This window comes from Streptomyces sp. NPDC048182 (assembly GCF_043202555.1).
Classification (GTDB): Bacteria; Actinomycetota; Actinomycetes; order Streptomycetales; family Streptomycetaceae; genus Streptomyces.
The window spans coordinates 1-21,524 of sequence record NZ_JBIDAQ010000030.1; the positions used below are offsets into that span (position 1 = coordinate 1).

Consider the following 21,524-nt stretch of genomic DNA (forward strand, 5'->3'; position numbering starts at 1 on the left):
TGCGGTGCAGTCCTAGACAGCTCCACCACACCGGAGGTCTTCGCCATGATCAAGCACCCACGCGTGTCAACAACGCTCGTGATCAATACACCTAGTGCGCAGCACGCCCAGTGCTACGGCCAGTTCGGCCACGCCTTCGGTGTGCGCGTCCGCGGCGCGGCCATAGCGCGAGAGGACGGCCACGGCGGCGTCGATGTCCTTCTGGGACGGGTCGGGCAGGGTCACGCGCGCAGCGTGGCCCCGCCCGGTGACACCGGTCGGGGCGTTCGGGCAGGCGGCTTGTCAGTGGGCAGGGTTAGGGTCGAAGACCGGTAAAGAGGGGGTTCGTGTGACGTACGGTCGGTTGTCGCCGGAGGTGCCGCTGGGGCCCTTCACGGGTTCGCCTGTCACGGTCTGGTCGACGCCCGGGAAGGCGGCCAAGCTCCATGCCTCGCAGCGCTGCTCCAGGGTCCGCTCCGGCCGCCTCTCCTCCTCGGAGGTGCCGCTCAGCACGGCGGTCGAGCGAATGTGCCCGCAGTGCGCTGCATACGGGCCATGGGCCCGCCCCGGTACGGGCGCGGGTATCTTCCTCAACGCGCTGACCGGCATGGGCCTGCTGTACGAACTGGAACGCTACACCGGGCCGGACGAAGACGCCCGCACGGACGACGAGGTGCGCCAGGCGGCTGCCCTGCTGAAGCGGGTACCGGAGGAAGCCCTTGAGGCGCCGCTCCCGGAGGGGCAGGACGAGCCGGACGAAGGAGAAGAGAACGGGGAGGACGAGGAGGACTGGCGGGCCGGACAGGACGCCCGTCAGGACCGCGCGGACATCTTCGGCCAGTGGCGCGACGCAGCCGCCAGCCTGTACCGGGCCCACCAGCTCCTGGCTCCGTTCCCCTGGCTGAAGCCCTGGGCCGACGCCCCCATGCGACGCAAAGCCTCCTACGTCTCCCTGCTGCAACAGCAGGCCAGGCAGCTGACAAGCCGGAACGCGCTGGTGGTTGCGGCCGGCGCTGCCGCCATGCAGGCCCCGGATCTGCAGGCGGACGACCCGGCGCTGGCTCCGCTCGGCGAGCCGAAGAAGACAGCATCGCATCTGAACGCACTCTGGCGGACGTGGAGCAGTCGGGCCGCCGACAGCTGGGAACATCCCCGGTATCACAGCTATATCGCCCACCAGCTCGTGCACGAGCTGGGTGCCCGCCGCAAGGGGCGTGACGCGGTGCTCAGGCACGCGCAGCGGCTGGTATCCGCCTGGACGGCCACTGCCGAAGCAGCCGCCGAGAGCGACAGCGGGGAGCGGTGGCTGCTCGCCCGGCTTCCCGTACCGCGCCCGGGAAGCCGAGGTACTCGAGAGGAGCCCTTTCTCCACAGCCTGAGCGAGTGGGAGCTGGGCGTACTCGCCTCCTGGGGAAGCAACGCGGACTGGGAGCACCTGACCCTCGCCCTGCAGGTGCCCGAGCCTGTCGCGGCGGCCCTGCTGTCGTCCCGCTCGGCACTTTCCTGCAATGTCGTCGAGGCCGACGAGGAAGGCCGCCCCGACGCGGCGGCTGCGCCGGAGCTGATGGTGGAGCCGGGGGTCTTCGACGACGTGCCGGTCGGCGCCAGGCGTCCGGTCACCGCCGCCCACCTGCGAGCGCTGCGCGCCCTCGCACCGGACGCCGACCAGCTCTACCTCGTCCTGTCCGCCGCGAACGGACCCGAAGTGATGCCCTTGTCGGTACTGGAACAGCGGGTGAAGGCCTCAGGCCCGTACCTGGTCATCGCTGCGGCCGATGACCTGCCCGCCGCACTACTGCCCGAGGTGAGTGTCCCTGCCCCGGATCCGGACTCTCCCGAAACCGGGTCTGTCTGGCCGGCCCGTGTCCACCAGCCGCAACACCCGGACTTCGGGCGCAGCCTCGGCATCGCCGAGGGCGAGCAGGTGGTGGCACGGCTCAGCGGCCTGTTCGGCGAACCCCGAAACGCCCGGGCGGCGCTGCGCTCACTGGCACTCGCCCGCACAGTGCCCGACCTGCGGGAGCTCGAAGGCGGCTACGACGAAACAGGCTACCGGCGGAGCACCGCCTTCCCCCGCGATGTGTGGCACGGTCTGCTGACCATGGAACAGCTGGATCTGGAGCCCTTCGAGCCGGTCTCGGACGATGCCTGGCACAGCGGCTCCGGCTTGCCGCTGGGCGTGCTGGCGCGGGTGCAGCTGTACACCACGGACGCCACCGGACACTTCCAGGGCCGAGCCCACTCCCCGCACTGCGCGCATCAACGCCACGACGGCGGCCTCACCCGCGACTACGACTTGACGACCGTCGAAGGCATGCTGCACGCCGCACGGTTCGACCCGTGCAGCAAATGCGGCGGCTACGCCACCCGCCGCCTGACCGAGGCCCAGCTCGCCTACTACCGCGCCGCCCACCAGGTGCACGACGCTGCCCAACGCATCCGCTCGGCTCTGGCCAACCCGCAGGCGGCACGGGACACCATCGGGCTCACGGTCGCCATGAAGGAGTGGAACGACACACCGGCCACCGACACCTGGTTCGAAACGAAAATCCAGGCCTCCCAGTGGCGCCGAACCGTACGAGAGCTGCACCAGCAAGCCCAGCGCCTCGAGTAACCAGCCATTCGCGGCGCGGCCACAGCGGTCTCAGGCGCTCGGCCCGATCGCCGACAGCAGTGCCGGCTCCTCCCTTTTCCGGGACAACCGAAATGAGGGGGAACCGAACGCGCTGTGCAGCCCGAGGTCCTTCCCTGCTTCAGGCATAGCCTCCCGCACTGTGCTGGGGGGCGTGTTCCTGCTCAGGGCCGAGGCGCACGATGGGCTCCACCAAGCCGGGCCCCGGGACGGCTGATCCCCGGGCCCGTAGTTTCTTGTGGAGCAAGGCTCATCATTCGTTGACCGGAGCTTTGGGGAGGGGTCATGAGCAGGCGCACCCCGCCCTCCTTGAAGAGCTAGACCTCGATCACATCCTCCTCACCCCAACTGCCGTCTGCCACGAAAGTGCGCTCTGACCTGAGACCCGAGGAGCTGGGCGCCACTCCCCTGGCTTGCCTGTGTCCTTGGTGAGTGTGGCCCAGGCCAGGACTGAAGCCCTGATTCGTAAGCGTTGCCCTAATGTCCCGTCGGCCGGCTGTGGGCTGGGCGATCAGGAAGAGAGGCGATTGGATTCCGATGTCACGCAGCGGATCTTCTGCCCATTTTCATATCAACGGAGAGAGCGGCACCGAGGATGCTGCCCTCGCTGCCCGGACGAACTCACCACACGGCCCAGCGCACTGTTTCCCGGTGGCCCGATACCCTGCCACATCTTGTACCGGATACCCGCGGCTCAGCGGCAGATGCCAGGGGCAGGCACTGGGGGCCGTTGGAGAAGACCTGGGTGGCTAGGTCTTGCAGCCGAGTTCAACGCCGGTTCCTGGGGAGTCTGCGCGCGTCGAAGACCGTGCCCGCCAACGGGTCGGTGGGGGCCTGGAGACCGCTGACTTCGCGGAGCATGTGCATCCTGACCACGGCCCTGGGCGCGTAGTAGCTGTTCGCCTGGTCGCGGAGTTGGAGCCACGGTGCATCGGCCGGGTTCAGCACGGCCTTTCGTACGGCGGATTCGAGGGAACGCAGCGCGTAGGCGAGTTCGCTGTCGAACAGCTCGTAGCCGGCGTGCGCCGCCTGGGCGAGGGCGGTCTCGGCGGCGGATCGAAGGATCTCGGATTTGTCGTCGAAGTCGGTGATCATCGGTGCTCGTCCTGCCTGTGCGTCGTCCAGGACCCGGACCAGGTAGGTGAGCCATGTACGGCAGCTCACGCCGACATCGTTGACGGCGTCGATCCGCCGTGCGGTGGTGTCCTCCAGCCTCTGCCGGCTGTCTGCGCGCTCCTTCCTGCGCTGCAGGGCAAGAGGGCCGAGTGTCGCGGCCAGCGCGGCGATCAGGGCGGCCGTCACCGCCCCTGTCCATCCCATTGTCACGGCATCCACTCGCCCACGGTAACCAAACGCCTCTGGGCTGCACCGTTCGTACCCCTCGCCGGACGGAGCATCGGCCCGAGAAGGTGAAGGATCGTTTCGGTGGACCCCTCCGGCCCGCTCATGGTCCCTCGGACCACTGCCGACCGATGGGATTTGCGCGACCTGCTCCCGGCCCGGCCGGCAACGGGCTACGGTCAGCGCCGGAATGCGATCACGGCATGCTGGAGGTTGTTCCATGGGTGTTTCCGACCTGCGCAAGGTCGTCGAGGCGCTGCCCGGGCTGGCCGCGCGGCACGGTCTACAGCTGATCTCGGCATCCGTGAGTGGCGACACGGCTCTGCGAGCGGTCCTCGGGGAGGGCGACTACGACGCCGGAGGCATGGCCCAGCTGGCCGCGGCCTGCGGGGCCCGCGTCCTGTACTGGGATCGCGACCATCTTGACGCGGACGAATTCGTCCTGCTGCCCACGGACGGGGAGGAGAGCGAGGACGATTCCGCGCTCGCGGGGCGCGGCGATGTGTCGGCCGCCCTGCGGAAACGAGCGGACACGCTCCTCGCGGCCGCACGACGCCAGGACGGCGAGGTTGAAGCCGTACGGCTCGCGTTCGTCGTGGAGAGCGTGGTGCATGAGTGGGAGGTGTCCGCGTCCTGGGCCGGCGACCTGCACGAGCGATGGGAAGTGCTGAGCGAGGACATCGCCCAGGAGCGCCCCGAACCGGCGTTCCGGGCGGACGAGCCCGATCCGCGCGAGGTGGAGCGGATCGCCGGTCTGCTGCAGAAGACACCCGCCATCATCTCGGCCGGCAGTTTTGGTGAGCGCATTGATGCTGTCGCGGAGGCATTCCCCCCACCCGGCGGCGACGGCGACTGGCTTCACCAGCGTCTGCTCCGGCAGGCACTCGCCCGCGCTCAGCAGGCGATTGCGCAGGATGCCGTCGCTGCCTATCGGGCAATCGAGAATGCTCTGGACGAGACTGCCGCCCGTCTGCTGGAGCAACAGGTTCTCGACGACGTACACGACGCGCCGGCACGGCGCATCGTCACCACAGACTTCCTGACCGAGCTCACCGGCGGGCATCGGCCCAAGCCCCGGACCGTGACTCTGCTGTTGAGCCGCCCGGCCATCAAGGACTTCCTCACCGCCCAGAAGGCCACGGCCAAGCAGCAGGCTCAGGCGACCCTGCCGATGTAGCCGCGCACCCGCCCGGTGGCTCACGGCCGGGCGGAGCAGGGTGGCGCCGGGTGTGCCCGGCCGGGCACACCCGGGTGTCGGAGGATGCATCGCACGACACCGAGCCGACGGGCTTTCTGGCACCAGTAGCATGCCGGGCGGGATCGGTGTCTACGGGCTCGGTGCTCCGCCGGTCCCCTGAGCTGAGCAGCACAGCAGCCTCGGGGCGGAGGCCATGTCGGGCTCTTCGACCGGTTACTTCCGTGCCGCCTGGTCCGCTGGAACCGCCTGCGAGGTGCACTGCTCGGCGCGGGTGCTCTCCTGTGGCAGCGCAGTGTGCCGTGAGCTCCTCGACCGAGCACCCCAGTTGGCCGTTGCGCGAACGCTGCCGTACGAGGCCTGACTCCGAGAAGGCAATCCTGAGGCCAGGAGCTGTTTTGACTTACGGCTCAGAAAGAGACGTCGATGTAGTCAATGTCGTTGAGGTCCACTTCGAGGCCGGCAGCGCGGCGCCCGCCGTCTGTGAAGTACACCTCTTGCAACCCTTGGGCAACGATGCCGCGCAGGTGCTGGTCGTCCGCGCCCTGCTCGCGGGCATCGAACAGGCGGCGCGCATAGTCCGCGGGAAGGTGGACGGTCAGGCGGCGGAACCGTCCGTCGTCTGTGGCGCCGGCCGGGGCGCGGTAGCCGAACCGGGCGCGGGTCTCGATGGTGATTCCGCCGGTGCTGGCCGCTGTGTGCCGGCGGCGTTCGCGGATGCGGGGCTGCCAACGGGAGCGGATGGCCGTGTCGATCCGGTTCTGGATGTGCCGGGGCGGGTGTTTGCGGGCGCCGCGCCGGTAGCGGTTGACGGAGTCGGCGGTGATGCCGAGTTCCGCTGCCACCGCCCTGGTCGTCTTCAGTCGCTTCATCAGGTAGTTGATCTGCCCTTTGAGGGTCTTGGGCGGTTCTTTGGTGAACGCTTCCCGCTCGGCGCGGTCGAGAGCGTCGTCGATCTCCCCCACCGCTTCACTCCCCTTCGTCGAGGACAGCGTCGCCGCCCTTGATGTGCCGGGCCGGGTTGAGGCCCTGTTCCATGAGGTCGACCGCCCACAGCATCGGCTGGACGCCTTCCGGTTTGGCCAGGCCTGGAGCGGGGCCGAGGCGGAAGGCGCCGGGTTGTGGTCTGCCGGATGCCGTGTACGGCAGGACGTCGAGCGGGCTGTCGCCGGGTGAGGGGTAGACGACGCAGTCCGAGAGGACGGCGAGGGGGTAGCGGCCCGTCAGGTTCGCCATGTTGGTGAGTTTGCGGTGCATGTTGACGCGGGCCCTGCTGATGACGGCGGCGCGGATGTCGGGGCGCCAGGTCGGGCGCTCGAGTGCCGGCCAGCGTTCCCCTTGATGGTAGTGGCGTCCCTGCGGGCGTTCGCGGAGCTTGCCGATGCCGCCCTTGACGGTGGCCTTGATCGCGGAAAGGACGGCGACCAGGGCCGGGTCGGCCTGCTGGTGCCGCTCCATCGCGGCGAGGAAGGCCCGGTCGTCCAGGTCCCGGGTGACGCCGAGGTCGGCGAGGGTTTCGAGGTAGGCGGTCCTGAGGCGGTCGTGCCACGGGTCCAGGTATGCGCCGCTCTCACGGCGCAAGTACGCCTCGATCGGGTGGATGTCGTGTCCGAGTTCCTGGGCGTAGGCGACGGTGTGGGTCTGATACCAGGCAGGTCCCGTCGGGCGGGTGCCGTCAGGGGTGAACGGAGAGGGCAGGCGCGGGTCCAGGTCGATGTGAGAGAGGTCGACCAGCCAGGAACCGGGGATCTTCGGGTTGAACGCCGGGGTGTGGAAGTGGTCCGGGGCGGACAGGCCGACGACCAGGCGAGCCGCGGCGGCGAGGAAGGCGGTGTTCAGGTCGAGGCCGATGGCGTAGGGGAGCATGCACTCCTCGTCGCCGAGCTGCTCGACCGGCCGCACCCACTGGTAGGCCTCTTCGTTCAGGAAGCCGCCGTTCCAGCCGCTGTTCACGACGACCGGATGCTCCGGGGTGGCCTCGGGCGGGGCCGGGTCGACCGGTGCGGCGCCCAGGGAGCCGGGGTTGTGGCCGGGGATCCAGCTCCCGGTCGCCTCGTCGCGCGCGGGGCGGGTGGGCGGGCGCAGGGCGGTCATCAACTCCAGGCCGCAGACGGCAGTGGAGCCGCGCGGGGTGACGACCCGCTGGGCGTACGCCCCGAGGACGCGGGCGATGTCGGCCGGCTCCATGTCGGCGACGCCGGGCCAGGAGCGGGGATCGAGGGCGTCCCAGGACAGGATCGCGAACTGGACGCACTGCCTCTCGCGCCCCTGGGCGACGCGGTAGATTCGCGCCCACGGCCCGAACCCCCGCTGGGTCAGCTTCCACTTCGCGCGTGCTACCTGCTTGACTACGGGATGGTCGGCGGGCAGCCGCAGGGACCGCCGCTGCTCGTGGCCCTCCAGGCGCTCGGGCAGCCCGAGCTTCACCACGGCAGCCGTGGTGAGCACGATCAGCGGGTCGGCGTCCTTGCCATAGCGGTGAAGTTTCGGCGCGCCCAGCCCGGACTCGGCCAGCGTCCACTCCACCAACTCAGGGATCGTGACGGCCGGGCAGTCAAGGACGATGCCTCCGATGCCGTAGGCACGGCCGTCGCCGTCCAGGACGGCGAGCGGGCCATGCGGGAACCGCGGATCGGCATCAGTAAGCGTGCGTGGCTTCGTCGCGGCCGGACGGCGTGAGGACATCGGGGGGACAGAGGGCCGGTGGCGAGCAGACCCGGCGGATCTGGCAGACGCGTAGGGTTCCATTGCGTCAGCGGCTGGTGCGCTGGGGGCCTTTTTGGCAGGCGGAGGCGGGGCCGGCGGCGTTGCAGGGCCCGGCGGCGAGGTGGTGGGATAGCGGTGGGCCAGGCCTTCCAGAAGGCGACGATAGGCCTCCAGCCGCTCCCCCCGGGGTTCGGCCCGGCCGGCTTCCCAGGCGGTGATGCTCGCCACCCGCACGCCCAGCGCCTGTGCGACGGCGGCCGGGGTGAGGCCGGCCGTCTCGCGCAGCCGCACCCGCTCAGCCGGAACCGGCAGCACAGTGCCGTCGTCGACAGCGGCGAGCAGCGAGTCGACCGCGGTGAACAACGGCGGCTGGTCACTCATCTGCGGTTCCTCCTCGCTCACCGCACACCCTGGCGGATCTCTTCGAGCCGGGTCATCAGCCGCTGGTAGCGCTGGGAGGCGGCCTGGGAGGAATTCAGTCCCTGGTGCCGGGCGATCTGCCGCCAGTCCATGCCGCGCCGCCGGGCCTCGATGACCACCTGGGTCTCCAGCCGGTCCAATTGCTCACGCACCCCTTCGAACAGGCTCAGAGCAGCGCCGACATCGGTGGCCGTCACGCCCGGCGCCTGCCCGTCACCGCCCTGCTCGCCGGCGGCGGCCAGCAGCCGTCCGATCAGCGATGCGTCCTGCTCCACACGGCGCGCGGCCATGGTGTCGTCGGCGGGCGCTGCGGCCAGGGCGGACAATCGCTCACGGGCCTGCCGGCGGTCTTGCGACATATGGCCACCCTACCGCATTCAGGCAATGGAACAATGATTCGTTGTTCTGTTGGTGTCGGCGAGGAAGTCGAAGCGCAGTCCCGGGAAGCAGTGACGGGCACGGCGGCACGACCCCGTGGCCCTGCTCGCCGTACGGCACGTACAGGCCAGCGCCTCGCAGCGGCCGGCCACCGGCGCCCTCTGCCGACCCGGGACTCCCCCGATGTCCCGCCGGCGACTGAGCGCCGGGCACCACGGCACAGGACAGCGAGGGCGCGGCCGTTCAGGGCGGCGTAGGCCGACTGCTCCTGCGCGGGTGCGCTTCCGGGCTGGTCGTGGCCGTCGACGAACCGGGCGGCTGGTGGCTCAGGGTCCGGTGTCATGCGGGCCCGCCGATGCCGCCGGACCGGGATCCGGTGGTGGCGCCGGCCCGCCGGCCGGTGGAGCCGCCGGTACGGCGTGAGCATACGGCGCTCCTGCGCCCGCACTCCCGGCCAGTCGGCAAAAGAGGATCGATTTCTCTGTTTTTCTCATATTCTCTCATTCAGGTGTACGCTGTCCCCATGACCAAGAACATCACGGTGGACGACGTCACCCACACCCAGATCGACCTGCTCGCCCGCGCCTGGAGCGTCACCCCCGGGGAGGCGGTGCACCGGCTGGTCGAACACTTCCAGCAGTCCTCCCCCGCCGCGGCGCCCTCACCTCCCCCGGGCGACCGGGTTGCCGTGCATGCCATTTACGACGGAGTACGCACTCCCGGCCTGTACGATCCCGCCACCCAGACGCTTACGATCACCGAGGGCCCGGCAGCCGGCGCGTACCGCACTCCCAGCGGGGCAGCCAGCGCGGTCCTGCAGGCGCTCAAGCCGCACGTGAAGCCCAATCGCAACGGCTGGGGCTTCTGGGCACTCGACGACACCGGCGAACTTCTGCAGACGCTTCGCCGACGCTGAGCGGCCAACGTCTCCACGGAAGATCCACATGCTCAACATTGCTCATATTCCCTCAAGTTCTTGCACAACGGCCGAGACCCGCTGCTGAGTCAACGTTCCGCCCTCATCCTGCTGTTGAGCGTGCTGGTGGGTATCGGGGCCGGGACCGTGGCCGCACTCGGAGACGCCAACCCGGCCACCGCCGTACTGACCGGTGGAGGCGCCTTCGGCGCAGGCGTCATCTTCTTCGACGACACCATCGCCTAAAGCCCCGTCCGGTCCTGGCACGGCACAAGCCCGTGACGGGCGCGGGGTCGGTCTCTTCCTGGTTCAGGTGCACGATGCGTCGAAGGACGGCTTGGCCTACCAACGAGGACTCCTGCGTGGCGGAAGGCCCCTTCAGCGGTCGGCGGTCGTGGCCGCCTGTCCCGGCAGCGCGCCGGCCTGGCGGCCGCGGCATCGAAAGGTCAGCCGGTTGCGACGTGTCGCCGGAGCCGGCGCCTGCGATCTGATCGACCGGGCCGGGGCTTCTTCGACATGCTGAAGCTCCAGGCGGACCGGTGCTGATCTGCCCTGCCGCCGCAGGTACGAGCCCGTACGCTCGCTCCACGAAGTCGACGAGACCATCTGCAGCTTCGCCGCCAGCGCCGTCGGGGACGAGAACTGGGATCCGTAGTGCCGACGCCCCGCGCGCGGGCGGGGGCTGTCACTCTCCCCGCCCGGGCGCCTGACACGTATTCCGGACCGCCAGATGGTTCTGGCCGCTGGGGCCCGCTCGTCTTTCGGCGGGCTGAAGTCGACGTCGAGGCGGGTGTCGTGGTCCTCCGGGGTGGAAGTGGCAGCAGAGGAGGCCCTTCGCAGGCCACCGAAGTGCCCCTGCAACAATCCGCACATGAGTTCCATGTCGCCCCGTGAGACCAGCCAGCCGTGTTCCGAGCCGGATTGCGGGCAGCCTGCCGCGTTCTCCACACGCACGAAGAGCACCTGGTGCAACACCCACATCACGGAAATACTGCGCCAGGGCGACCTGGAACCGCTGGAGCCCTTCACGAAACCGAAGGCATGGCGCCTGACCCGGTGCCTGGCATGCGGCTGCGAGGCGCACTATCGCCTCGACTACACCCTGGAAAAGAACGCGTACAGGGAAGCGACGTGCCGGGCTTGCTACTGGCGGGAGTGGGCGCGGGAGGCCCGGCAGGCCATGGGTGCCTACGCTGACCTGAGCCCCGTTCCGGAGGCCGCGGCGCGGGAGCACGCCGAGAAGAATGGATACGACTATCTCAGCGCGCTAACCGCCCCGTCCTTCTCCGACGACCCGCACCACGTTCGGTGCCGGTACTGCGGTCGGTTGAGCGCCGCGCGGCTGGGGGACATCGGCTCCGGCTGCCAGTGCCAGATCAACCCTCGTCGTGATCAGCATGTGCGAGTGCCCGGAGTGCGAACCGAAGCAACGCGCTGAGCGGGAGGCGGAGTACGCCCGATATCAGACGACGCCGGTCGCGGACGTGCCCGAGCTGCTCGCCGCCTGGGACGAAGAGGCGGATCCCCGCACCGTGATGGTCGCGGACCACGGGTCACAGCGCCGGCTGCGCTGCCCGCGAGGGCACCGCGCTCGCCAGTCTCCGCTCACGTATCTGCGCAACGGCTGCCCGTCCTGCCGTGGGCAGGACACACGTGCGGAACGTCTGGAGGCGGATCCCGAGGCCTTCGGTCTGAACGCCGAGATCGCCACACAGTGGCACCCGACCAGGAACGGGAAGACTCAGCTGTCGAAGGTGTCGCCCGGTTCGCGCAAACTCGTGTGGTGGCGGAATCCAGACTGCGGCCACGAGTGGCAGGAGACACCGGCTCGCCGGGAGCAGGGCCAGCGCCTGCGCTGCCCGGAATGCCGCACAATCCTCGATTCGCTCGCCTACCACTTCCCCGAACTGGCAGCGGAGTGGTCACCGACCAATCCGCTGTCCGCGTGGCAGGTGCGCCCGACCGGCCAGACCTTGTTCACACCTGCCTGGATCTGCTCCGCAGACCCGGATCACACATGGCAGACAGCTCTGTCCTCACGGGCAAACGGCAGCGGCTGCCCCGAGTGCCGAGAGCACGGCAAGTCCCGTATAGAGCTTGACCACTGGGCAGCCGCGGAGCGCGCCTTCGGCCAGGCATCGTCCGGCCGGTCAGTGCGGCACGAGGCGTTCGCCCGGCGTGCGAACTGGCTCGTCGACATCATGGCCGAGACGGCTGGGGAGCAGAAGCTCGCCATTGAGTACGACGGCTCCTATTGGCACGCGCACAAGGCCGACCTCGACATCGAGAAGTCCCGTGACCTGCTGGCTGCCGGATATCTGGTGGCGAGGCTGCGCGAGCATCCATTGCCGCCGCTGCCGATCGACGACCCGGACTACGCGGAGTTCGTCGTGTACTCGGCGACGCCTACGCCGGACGAGACGATCGAGCGGGTGAGGGAGTGGGCGGCGAACAGGCGGGACGAGGGGCCGGGAGCCCAGCGCTGAGGCTGTTGCGGTGGAGGCGACCGTCGTTTCCTGACCCGATGAAGGTCTCAACCGGCCGTCTCCCTGGCCATGTGCGGACAGCCGGCTGTGCCGGCCGCTGGGCATCGGGCCGATCTCCCGGTCGCCTGCGCCGACCATGGACACGGTGCGGCCGGGTGCCGTCGGCGGACAGCAGCTCGTACGTGGCCGCCAGTCCCCTGGACCGGATCTCGTAGCGCTGCCCGTCGAGCCCGAAGCCGGCGGGGATCCTCGGTCTCTACGTGACGGCCCCCGGCGACGGCCAGCCCAGCCACCAGATGAACAGGCCGCTCAGCAGGACGAGCAGGAAGAGTGCGGCGTTGGTGCGGCGGTAGGCGACCAGGAGGGCCACGAACTCGCGGATCATGGCGCTGGGCCAGAAGTACGCGGCGGTCGGGGCGCCGATCACGTGGCCCCGCACGCCGGTGCGGCGGGCGGTGACCGCGGCGCGGAAGACGTGGTAGTTGTTGGTGACGATCACGCACCGGTAGTGGGGGTTCGCCCGTTCCATCAGGGCTTTGCTGAACGCCAGGTTCTCGTCCGTGGTCCGCGAGCGGTCCTCGCGTTGGATCAGGTCGGCGGGGAAGCCCCGGGCGAGCAGGTAGTCGGCCATCGCGTGGGACTCCGGCAGCTTCTCGTCGGGTCCCTGCCCTCCCGAGGTGAGCAGGACGGGGCGCCGGCCCCTGCGGGAGAGCCTGGCGTGTTCCGTGCGGGCCCGTTCCAGGCGTCCGGCCAGCAGCGGGGGCACGGTGGTGCCGCCGATCAGGCCGGAGCCGAGGACCACCACGTAGTCGGCCCGGCGCCGGATGCGCACCCGCCCGTACAGGCCCCCGTAGACGAGGAAACAGACGAAGAGGAAGGCGACGTATCCGGCGAGCGCCACCGCCGTCGCCGCCACCACCAGGAGTGTGTGCGTGTGCAGCACCAGCGCGGTGACCAGCAGCGCGAGCAGGGCGACCAGGGCGGTGCCCGCCCCCAGGGACAGCAGGTTCGCCGGGCTCCTGCCCTCCTTGCGGACCATGGTGATCCCGTTGGCGATGAGGAACCACGCCAGCGTGACGACACCCGCGCTCGCCAGGGTGAGCAGTGCGACGGCCAGGTCGCGGCCCGACTGGGCCCGCTCGGAGGCCACCCGCAGCAAGAGCGCGATCACCGCGAAGACGGCGGACAGGCCCAGCAGGACCGCGTTGCTCACCCGGCGGCGGTCTCGTACCACCCCCGCACAGAACAGCAAGAGGCAGACGAACGACGGTACAAGGGCCACCATGCGCCGATCCTACGAGGCGTGGCGTGATCCCGGCCGAGCGGGTGGCGGCGCCGGACCGGGGTGCCGGCGCAGGCGCCGCGACGTCAGCGGCGGCGGAGCATCACCACGAGCAGAACGATGAGGAGGATGACGACGATGGTGCCCAGACCTATGTACACGGCTCCCGCTTTCTCTTGACCCGAGGGGGCACCCTCGGTGCCCCGGTCACCCGGTTGCCCCCACCCGGCCGGGACACACCCCCCTCGTGCACGGCCCCGGCGGGCAGAGCGGCCCCGTGCGGTGCCGGCCGGGCTGCGGGCCGGTCTGGTGCCGCGGGGCGCGGGTGGGGCGTCATCGGTCTGCGGTGCTGACAGGCGGCGGGGGCCATGTGCCGTGCGGCTGCTCGCGGGCGGCGGCCGTGCGGTGCCGGGCACGCGGGCCCGGCAGCGCACGGTGTCCGGGCCCCTGTCGGGCGGGTCGGTCGGTGTCAGGGCTGGTCGGCTGCCAGGAGCGGGGCCGGGTGGGGTGCGGTGGTGGCCGCCGGGGTTGCGGGGGCGTGGCGCCGGCCCAGGGTGGCGAGGGCGACGGCTGCCGCGACGCAGACGGCGACCGGGACGGTGAGGGTGAGCAGGACGGTGGCCAGGCTCCAGCCGGCGTCGACCATCAGGCCGCCGAGCAGGCCGCTGGCGACCGGGCCCAGTTTGCCCGCGGTGTTGGCCCAGCTGACGCCGGTGGCGCGGGCGGAGGCCGGGTAGGCCACCGCGGCGATCGCCTGGAGCGCGGAGTTGGCGGCGGGCAGGCACAGGCCGAGGGTGAACATGAGCGCGATGAGCGCGGCGAAGTGGGCGGTGGTGGCCGAGGCGGCCACCAGGGCGGCGATGGACGCCGCCCACAGGGTCACAAGGACGCGGAAGCGGTCGTGGCGCTTGAGGACGAAGGACACCGAGAGCTGGCCCACCAGGCCGCCCCAGCCGAACGCGGCGGTGGCCACGGCGGCCTGGGCGGCGCTCAGGCCGGTGCGCTCGGCGAGCAGCGGCAGGTAGGTGATCAGGCCGGCGCCGATGGCCTGGCCGAGGAAGAAGCTCACCCACAGCCACAGGGTGGTGCGGGCCAGGCGGCGGGAGAGGACGACCCCCGCGGGGCGGCGCCCGGCGTGGCCGGGCCCGGGGGCGGGCGCGTGGCGGACGCGGCTGGTGTCGTGGTGGGGGGCGACGGTGGCGAGGGCGGCGCGGATGCGCTCGATGCCGGCTCCGCGGGCGGTGAGGACGCCGACGGTCTCGGGGACCAGGCGCCAGAGGGCGGGGACGAGCAGGAGCGGGGCCAGGCCGCTGACGGCGAGCAGGACCTGCCAGCCGGCGGCGGGCACGAGCAGGGAGGCCAGGACGCCGCCCAGGACGATGCCGCCGGTGACTCCGGAGAAGGCCAGGGCGACGCACTGCACACGGCGGGCGGCCGGGGTCCAGTCGGCGACCAGGGCCATCACGGTGGGCAGGATGGCGCCCAGGCCGAGGCAGGCGGTCAGGCGCAGCACGGCGAAGACGGTGACGTTCTGGGCCAGGGACATGCCGGCGGTGGCGGTGGCGAAGACGGCGATGCCGGCGACGGCGACGCTCTTTCGGCCGTAGCGGTCGGCGAGCGGGCCGGCCGCGGCGCCGCCCACGATCATCGACAGGACGCCGGCGGTGACCAGGGCGGTGACCGTGCTCATCGGGGTGGACCAGTCGTCGCGGATCCTGGGGTAGACGAAGGAGACGACGGTGGCGTCGAGGCCGTCGGCGATCATCGCCAGCAGGCCCAGGACGACGATGAGCCACTGCCGGCGGCTCAGCGGGTGGGCGTCGATGAACTCCTGCGGGGTGAGCGGGTGGTGCGGCGGGGGTGCGGGGTCGGTGGCCATGGGCGGGCCCTTTCGGCGGCGGCGGGAAGGGGGGCGACGGGGCGGGGCGGGGCGGGTTTCAGACGGTCGTCGTGCTCGCCGGGTCCGTGCGCGCCCCGGGGGGCGGCGGGGCCGGCTCCGCGTGCGGGGCGGGGGTGCCGGGGCGGCCGAGGAGGGCGGTCAGCAGGGGGCCGGCCATGGCGGTGGTGACGACGGCCATGACGACCATGAGCGAGTACAGGTCCTGGGTGAGGAAGCCGAGCTGGAGGCCGACGTTGAGGACGATGAGCTCGGTCAGGCCGCGGGTGTTCATCAAGGTGGCGAGCGCGGCGGAGGGGCGCGGCGGCATCCCGCTCAGCCGGGCGGCGAGGAACGCGCCGGTGAACTTGCCGCCGATGGCGGTCAGCAGGATCAGGCCCAGCGCGCCGAGCCCGGACACGCCCAGGTGGGACAGGTCGACGCCCAGGCCGGCGACGAGGAAGAACACCGGCAGCAGCAGCTGGCCGTTGAGGTGCCCGATGCGGTCGGCGGCCTCGGCGCGCAGGCGTTCGGCGCCCTCGCGGGGCAGGACGAGGCCGAAGAGGAACGCGCCGAAGATGTAGTGCAGGCCGAGCCATTCGGTGGCGGCGCCGGACAGCAGCAGCCCGGCCAGGACGCCGGCCAGGGCGCCGGGGGTCAGGCGCAGGGCGCCGGCGCGGGCGGCGAAGCGGCGCAGCAGGGGGCGCACGCCGTAGAGCATGGCGGCCAGGAACGGCAGGGCGAGGAGCAGGCGCCACTGTTCGGCGTCGGCGGAGCCGCTGACGGCGACGACGGCGGCCAGCAGGGTCCAGGCGAGGACGTCGTCGATGGAGGCGCAGGCCAGGGCGACGACGCCGAGGGGGGTGCGGTGCATGGCGCGGTCGGTGAGGATGCGCGCCAGGACGGGAAAGGCGGTGATCGACATGGCGATGCCCATGAAGAGCAGGAACGCGGTGCGGTTGCCGGTGCCGTAGTCGTCGACGAGGTGGAGGGCGAGCAGGGAGCCCAGGCCGAAGGGCAGCAGGATGGAGCTGAGGGAGACGGTGACGGCGAGGCTGCCGCTGCCGCGGATGAGGGCGGGGTCCCATTCGAGTCCGACGGTGAACATGAAGACGGCGACGCCGACCGCGGCCAGCGCGGCCAGCAGCGGGCGGATGCCGGCGGGGAAGAGGGCGTCGCAGACGGCGCCGTCGAAGAGGGTGGGGCCCAGGGCGATGCCGGCGAGGACTTCGCCGACGACGGCGGGCTGGCCGAGCCGGCGGGCCAGGACGCCGAGCAGGCGGGACAGGACGACCATGGCGGCCAGGCCGGTCAGGAGCGAGGTGGTCTGCTGCGAATCCATGACATCCGTCTCCGGTGCGGAAGAGGAAGGCGGGCGAGGCGAGGCAGGGCTGGGCGGGGCGGGGCCGGTCAGCATTGTTCGGCGGCGGGCTCGAGGGGGGGACGGGTCTGGTTCGAGCGGTTCTCGCGCGCGTCCTGAGCGTTTCTCCGCGGCGCGTGAAGAGGGCACACGGCCCGGGTGGCGGGGGCGGCCGGTCGAGGACGGCTCGGGGCGGGCTGGGGCCGGGGCGGGTGAGCAATTTCGGCGATGACGGGGCCGGCCGGCCGGCCGCACGCTGGCGGGGAGCGCGACGTGCGGTTGCGGGCGGGAGGTCTCCCGGCCGGCCGGGTCGCGCGAATGTCGGATCTGCGGAAGGTAGCCAGCCCATGTCGCCCAGCCTGTTCGGTATCTCTGACGGCTTCGACGTCATCGTCATCGGCGGCGGGCCCGCCGGTGCGACCACCGCGGGGCTGCTCGCCAAGCGCGGGCGCCGCGTGCTCGTCCTGGACCGTGAGCGCTTCCCCCGCTACCACGTCGGGGAGTCGCTGATTCCCGGCTTCATGCTGCCCATGGAGGAGCTGGGGCTGACCCAGCGCATGGAGGAGCGCGGTTTCGAGCGCAAGTACGGCGGCACGCTGGTGTGGGGCAACAACGAGGTGCCGTGGAACTTCTCGTTCAGCACCGGCGGGAAGATCCCGTACTCGTTCCACACCCGGCGCGCGGACCTGGACACGATGATCCTGGACCGGGCGCGTGAGCTGGGCGCCACCGTCATCGAGGAGGCGACGGTCAAGGACACCGTCGAGGAGGACGGCCGGGTCGTCGGGGTCCGCTTCGCGGTGCGCGGCCTGGACGGCGTGCAGGAGGCCCGGGCCGCCGTCGTGGTCGACGCCTCCGGTCAGACCCGGGTGATCGGCCGGAAGTACTCGCAGGTGAACTGGCACGACCAGCTGCAGAACGTGGCGGTGTGGACGTACTTCGACGGCTGCCACCGGCTGCCGGGCGACGAGTGGACGAACATCCTGATCGAGGGCATCAAGGACGGCTGGTTCTGGGGCATCCCGATCGACAAGGGCGTCTTCAGCGTCGGCTACGTGACGCGGTCGGCGACCGCGAAGGACTCCGAGCAGGCGCTGGAGGACCTGTTCCACTCCGAGATGGCCAAGACCACGAAGCTGAAGGAACTCCTCAAGGACGCGCACCAGACCGCCGGGTTCCGCACCGCGCGGGACTGGTCGTACACCAACGAGCGCTTCCACGGCGACGGGTGGGTGCTCGTCGGGGACGCCGCGGCCTTCGTCGACCCGCTGTTCTCCACCGGTGTGGCGCTGGCGACGATGGCCGGCAGCGCGCTGTCGAAGGTGCTGGACGTGGTGGTGGAGCACCCGCAGATCGAGGAGAAGGCACTGGACCGGTACGCCGGCGCGTACCAGGACTTCTTCAACGACATCCGCACGTTCGTGGAGCACTTCTACGACCGGTCGAAGACGAAGGGCTTCTACTTCAACCTGGCGCAGGAGCTGACCGACCCGGACAAGAAGAACGACGCGAAGGTGGACTTCGTGAAGCTGGTCTCCGGTCTGACCGGTGACCACACGCTGTTCAACCTGGACTTCGCCGACCTGATCGGGGACGCGGCGCAGGTGCCCGCCACCGAGTGAGGCAGCAGCTCGCCGGGTGCGGCGGCCGCGGCGGATGCCGCGGCCGCCGCCTTCGTGTGCCCGGCCCTTTCCTTTGCGGCCGGGCGCGGAAGGCCGGGTTACGTGGGCCGGCCCGGCCGCGGGCGACGGGGTCGCGCGCGGGCCGGGCCGGCGGGGCGGGCGGGGTCAGGTCTGGGGCTGCTCGTCCTGCCGGGCGGGCTCGGGCGCGCCGGCCGGGGCCTCGGGGGCCGGCAGGGGGCCGGGGCGCAGCAGGAAGGCGGCGAGGAGAGCGCCGAGGAGGAAGATCGCCGCGCACCACCAGAAGACGGTGGTGTAGCCCTCGATGGCGGCCAGGCCGGTCTGCTCGGCGGTGGGCCGGCCCTTGGTGTGGTCCTCGAGCCAGTTGGCGCTGGTGGTGGCGGCGATGGTGTTGAGCAGGGCGGTGCCGACGGCGCCGCCGAGCTGCTGGCCGGTGTTGATGCACGCCGAGGCGATGCCCGCCTCGTGGGGGGCGACGCCGGAGGTGCCGGTGCGGGCGGCGGCGGAGTAGACCAGGCCCATGCCGAAGCCGATGCACAGCAGCGGGCCGAGGAGGTCGGCGGCGTAGGTGGCGTCGGCGTCGATGAGGGCGAGCCAGGCCAGGCCGGCGGCGTTGAGGGTCATGCCGGTGGCGATCAGCGGCTTGGGGCCGTACTTGGGCAGCAGCCTGACCGCGCCGATGCCGGCGGCGACCGTGGTGAACACGATCATGGGGAGCATCGCGACGCCGGAGGTGATGGCCGAGTAGCCGAGGTTGTTCTGCATGAAGTAGACGAGGAAGAGCATGACGCCGAACAGGCCGAGGCCGACGATCAGCACCGTGAGGTAGGCGGCGCCGCGGTCGCGGTCCAGGACCAGGCGCGGGGGCAGCAGGGGGCTGGCGGCGCGGGTCTGCCAGAGGGTGAAGGCGATCAGCAGGGCGGCGCCCAGGACGAGCAGGCCCCACGCGGAGAAGGTGCCCCAGCTGTGTTCGGCGGCGTTGGTCAGGCCGTAGACCAGGCAGAACATGCCGGCGGAGGCGAGCAGGACGCCGGGGACGTCCATGCGGGCGCCGGGCTTGGGCTGGCGGCGCATCCAGATCTGGCCGCCGACCAGGGCGAGGCCGCCGATCAGGACGTTGACGTACATGCACCAGCGCCAGTCCAGAGCGGAGGTCAGCGCGCCGCCGATGATCAGGCCGAGGGCGGCGCCGCTGGAGGCGACGGCGCTGAAGATGCCGAACGCCTTGCTCTTCTCCCCCGGGTCGGTGAACACGGTGGCCACCAGGGCCAGGACGGCCGGGGCCAGCATCGCGGCGAACGCGCCCTGGAAGGCGCGGGCGGCCACCAGCATGGCGAAGCTGTTCGCGGCGCCGCCGGCGGCGGAGGCCAGGACGAACCCGGCGACGCCGGCGAGGAAGGTCTCCTTGCGGCCCACCACGTCCGACAGGCGTCCGCAGAACAGCAGCAGGCTGCCGAAGGGCAGGGCGTAGGCGGTGACGATCCAGGGGCGCTGGGCGTCGCTGAAGCCGAGGTGGTCCTGGGCGGAGGGCAGCGCGAGGTTCATCACCGTCAGGTCGAGGCCGACCATGAGGTAGGCGGTGCAGACGACCGCGAGGATCAGCCAGCGCCGCGGGTCGGCCTGCGGCGTCGGGCCCGGCCCGGATGCCGGTGCTGCGGGTGTTGCCATGACAAACGTCTCCCATCGAAGAGTGCTCGAACCGTCACCCCGGTGGCGGGGGCAGGGGGGGTGGCCGCCGTGGTGCGGGTTCAGTCCTCGACGTCGCCGTTGATGTGGCGCTGCACGAACGCGTGGGCCCGGTCGCCGAACTGGGTGCCGAAGCGCAGCGAGGTGTGGGCGGTGGCGCGGAAGTGCAGGCCGGCCCAGACGCGGCTGTCGGCGCAGTCCTGCTCGAACTCGCTCCAGGTGTCGTAGTGCAGTTCGGTGTCCTTGGCGGGCACGGTGCCCGGCTCGGTGACGCTCGAGCCCGCCGCGGCGGTGACCTTCCAGTCCAGGACGTCGTCGCCGAAAAAGCGGCGGGCCGCCTGGGCCTCGGCGGCGATGACGGCGGTGGTGGCGCAGGGGTAGTCGGGGTGGTCGGCCGCCGGCAGGTAACCGCTCCACTGGTCGGCGGGCAGGTCGGTGACGGTGCCCTGGCCGGGGCCGCCCCAGGCGGTGACCGGGCTGTGGCCGTGGACGTGGCGTACGGCGCTGAAGGGGCGGACCGCGTCGTGGGCGCGTTTGTGGTGCCAGGCGGCGACGAGGCTGTCGAACTTGGCGACGGAGCTGGTGAACAGCAGGTGGACCCAGGCGTCGAGGTCGAGGTCGGCGTCGTGGGCGAGGGCGGCGTGCTTGGTGGACTGCAGGACGCCCTGGTAGGCGTTGTCGAAGAACTCGGCCTTGACCTTGTGCTCGTCGCTCAGGCCGGCGGAGGCGGCGAGGATGTCGTCGACGGCCTGGCGGTAGGCGCCGGGGTCGGTGTGGTCGCTGTGGGCGGGTGCGGGCAGCGGGAAGCGGGCGGCGTCGGTGAAGGTGTGGGCGCGCACGCGGCCGAGGTGGGGGGTGAGGAACTGCTGGACGGTGAAGGCGCCCTGGTCGCCCGGTCCGCCGCCGGCGCGGCGCGGGTGGGTGGTGAGGGCGGGCTGCCAGCGGGAGGCGTCGTGCAGTTCGTAGGCGGTGTTGACGGGCCGGTAGCCGGTGTAGTCGGCATACGGCGGTCCGGGGCGGGTGCGGCCCTCGTCGCCGAGGGCGTTCATGCCGTCGTGCAGGCGGGCGGCGAGGACGGCGTGGGCGGCGGTGTTGCCGATGCCGGCGGCGGTGGTGGTGTCGGTGGTGGTGTCGTCGGCGTCGAGGCCGACCATGGCCAGGACCTGGCGCATGATGGGGGCCCGCTCGGGATACAGGGCCCGCACGGCGACGTTCGCGGCGTGCAGGGCGGCGATGTTCTTGTGGCGGTTGGTGGCGGCCTCGGCGGCGGGCCGGCGCGGGATGCGGCTGTGCACGCCGACGGCGGTGGGGTGGTAGGGCGCGAGCGCGTCGAACCACGCCGTCTGCATGATGTCCTCGATCCACACGATGAGCGGGATGTCGGTGGGGGCGATGGACTGGGTGGCGCCCGAGGAGTCGCCGGCCTTGCCGAGCAGGTCGCGGTAGAAGTTGCCGTGGTCGAGGTCGAAGGCGGGCGGCTGCGGGGCGGCCGGGGCGGTGGGCGGCGGGGCGGCCGGGGTGGCCGGGGCGGCGGGGGCGGGCGCGCGTTCTGACGTCGTCATGGCGGGTTCCTTAAAAAGGGGGGGTCTCGTCGCACGGGAAGGGGCCGTCCGCGGCCGGGCCCTTG

The 21,524-nt window shown here is 71.4% G+C and carries 17 protein-coding genes; 7 read left to right on the top strand and 10 right to left on the bottom strand.

What is annotated here, in order from left to right; genetic code table 11:
- Positions 1-66: 66 nt before the first annotated feature.
- Positions 67-225, bottom strand: coding sequence for a hypothetical protein (locus ACGFZL_RS31725; protein WP_393696997.1), 159 nt, complete (start codon positions 223-225; stop codon positions 67-69).
- A 253-nt stretch (positions 226-478) separates the two neighbouring features.
- Here ACGFZL_RS31725 and ACGFZL_RS31730 point away from each other — a divergent pair, with 253 nt between their 5' ends.
- The gene (locus ACGFZL_RS31730; protein ID WP_393696999.1) at positions 479-2,593 is read left to right on the top strand and encodes a hypothetical protein; all 2,115 of its coding nucleotides are present in this window, start codon (positions 479-481) and stop codon (positions 2,591-2,593) included.
- Between the two features lie 786 nt (positions 2,594-3,379).
- On the opposite strand, the gene ACGFZL_RS31735 is transcribed toward ACGFZL_RS31730, so the two are convergent.
- A complete protein-coding gene (locus tag ACGFZL_RS31735) occupies positions 3,380-3,913 on the bottom strand; it encodes a hypothetical protein (protein ID WP_393697001.1) in 534 nt (177 codons plus the stop codon).
- A gap of 259 nt (positions 3,914-4,172) precedes the next feature.
- Between ACGFZL_RS31735 and ACGFZL_RS31740 the strand changes: the two genes are divergently transcribed.
- Positions 4,173-5,129 carry a hypothetical protein gene (locus tag ACGFZL_RS31740; RefSeq protein WP_393697003.1) on the top strand — a complete coding sequence of 319 codons (957 nt, stop codon included), beginning with the start codon at positions 4,173-4,175 and terminating at the stop codon, positions 5,127-5,129.
- 428 nt (positions 5,130-5,557) lie between these two features.
- Here the strand turns inward: ACGFZL_RS31740 and tpg are convergent, their stop codons facing one another.
- Genes tpg through ACGFZL_RS31755 form a run of 3 tightly spaced genes read right to left on the bottom strand, consistent with a single transcriptional unit; the run spans position 5,558 to position 8,632 of the window.
- Entirely contained in the window at positions 5,558-6,112 is a 555-nt protein-coding gene (gene tpg / locus ACGFZL_RS31745; protein ID WP_393697005.1) for a telomere-protecting terminal protein Tpg, read from the bottom strand.
- Between the two features lie 4 nt (positions 6,113-6,116).
- A complete protein-coding gene (gene tap, locus ACGFZL_RS31750; RefSeq protein ID WP_393697007.1) occupies positions 6,117-8,234 on the bottom strand; it encodes a telomere-associated protein Tap in 2,118 nt (705 codons plus the stop codon).
- Positions 8,235-8,251: 17 nt separating this feature from the next.
- On the bottom strand, positions 8,252-8,632 hold the full coding sequence (locus tag ACGFZL_RS31755; RefSeq protein ID WP_393697009.1) for a hypothetical protein: 381 nt from the start codon (positions 8,630-8,632) through the stop codon (positions 8,252-8,254).
- 542 nt (positions 8,633-9,174) lie between these two features.
- On the opposite strand from ACGFZL_RS31755, the gene ACGFZL_RS31760 reads away from it, so the two are divergent.
- From ACGFZL_RS31760 to ACGFZL_RS31775, 4 genes are all read left to right on the top strand, one after another.
- Positions 9,175-9,567: a hypothetical protein gene (locus tag ACGFZL_RS31760; RefSeq protein WP_393697011.1), complete on the top strand. Its 393-nt coding sequence runs from the start codon at positions 9,175-9,177 to the stop codon at positions 9,565-9,567.
- Between the two features lie 60 nt (positions 9,568-9,627).
- The gene (locus tag ACGFZL_RS31765; RefSeq protein ID WP_393697013.1) at positions 9,628-9,813 is read left to right on the top strand and encodes a hypothetical protein; all 186 of its coding nucleotides are present in this window, start codon (positions 9,628-9,630) and stop codon (positions 9,811-9,813) included.
- 625 nt (positions 9,814-10,438) lie between these two features.
- On the top strand, positions 10,439-11,005 hold the full coding sequence (locus tag ACGFZL_RS31770) for a hypothetical protein (protein WP_393697015.1): 567 nt from the start codon (positions 10,439-10,441) through the stop codon (positions 11,003-11,005).
- On the top strand, positions 10,965-12,053 hold the full coding sequence (locus ACGFZL_RS31775; RefSeq protein ID WP_393697027.1) for a zinc-ribbon domain-containing protein: 1,089 nt from the start codon (positions 10,965-10,967) through the stop codon (positions 12,051-12,053). Before ACGFZL_RS31770 ends, ACGFZL_RS31775 begins: the two co-directional genes overlap by 41 nt.
- A gap of 256 nt (positions 12,054-12,309) precedes the next feature.
- On the opposite strand, the gene ACGFZL_RS31780 is transcribed toward ACGFZL_RS31775, so the two are convergent.
- The 3 genes from ACGFZL_RS31780 to ACGFZL_RS31790 form a co-directional block, all read right to left on the bottom strand.
- Entirely contained in the window at positions 12,310-13,338 is a 1,029-nt protein-coding gene (locus tag ACGFZL_RS31780) for a YdcF family protein (protein WP_393697017.1), read from the bottom strand.
- Between the two features lie 466 nt (positions 13,339-13,804).
- Positions 13,805-15,214 (bottom strand): MFS transporter, encoded by a 1,410-nt coding sequence (locus ACGFZL_RS31785; RefSeq protein ID WP_393697019.1) that lies wholly within the window; start codon positions 15,212-15,214, stop codon positions 13,805-13,807.
- A gap of 58 nt (positions 15,215-15,272) precedes the next feature.
- A complete protein-coding gene (locus ACGFZL_RS31790; RefSeq protein ID WP_393697021.1) occupies positions 15,273-16,553 on the bottom strand; it encodes a cation:proton antiporter in 1,281 nt (426 codons plus the stop codon).
- A gap of 365 nt (positions 16,554-16,918) precedes the next feature.
- Here ACGFZL_RS31790 and ACGFZL_RS31795 point away from each other — a divergent pair, with 365 nt between their 5' ends.
- Positions 16,919-18,193 carry an NAD(P)/FAD-dependent oxidoreductase gene (locus ACGFZL_RS31795; protein WP_355176227.1) on the top strand — a complete coding sequence of 425 codons (1,275 nt, stop codon included), beginning with the start codon at positions 16,919-16,921 and terminating at the stop codon, positions 18,191-18,193.
- Positions 18,194-18,358: 165 nt separating this feature from the next.
- On the opposite strand, the gene ACGFZL_RS31800 is transcribed toward ACGFZL_RS31795, so the two are convergent.
- Both ACGFZL_RS31800 and ACGFZL_RS31805 read right to left on the bottom strand, forming a co-directional pair.
- On the bottom strand, positions 18,359-19,879 hold the full coding sequence (locus ACGFZL_RS31800) for an MFS transporter (protein WP_393697023.1): 1,521 nt from the start codon (positions 19,877-19,879) through the stop codon (positions 18,359-18,361).
- An 80-nt stretch (positions 19,880-19,959) separates the two neighbouring features.
- Complete coding sequence (locus tag ACGFZL_RS31805) at positions 19,960-21,459, bottom strand: DUF6851 domain-containing protein (RefSeq protein WP_393697025.1); 1,500 nt, start codon at positions 21,457-21,459, stop codon at positions 19,960-19,962.
- Positions 21,460-21,524 lie beyond the last annotated feature (65 nt).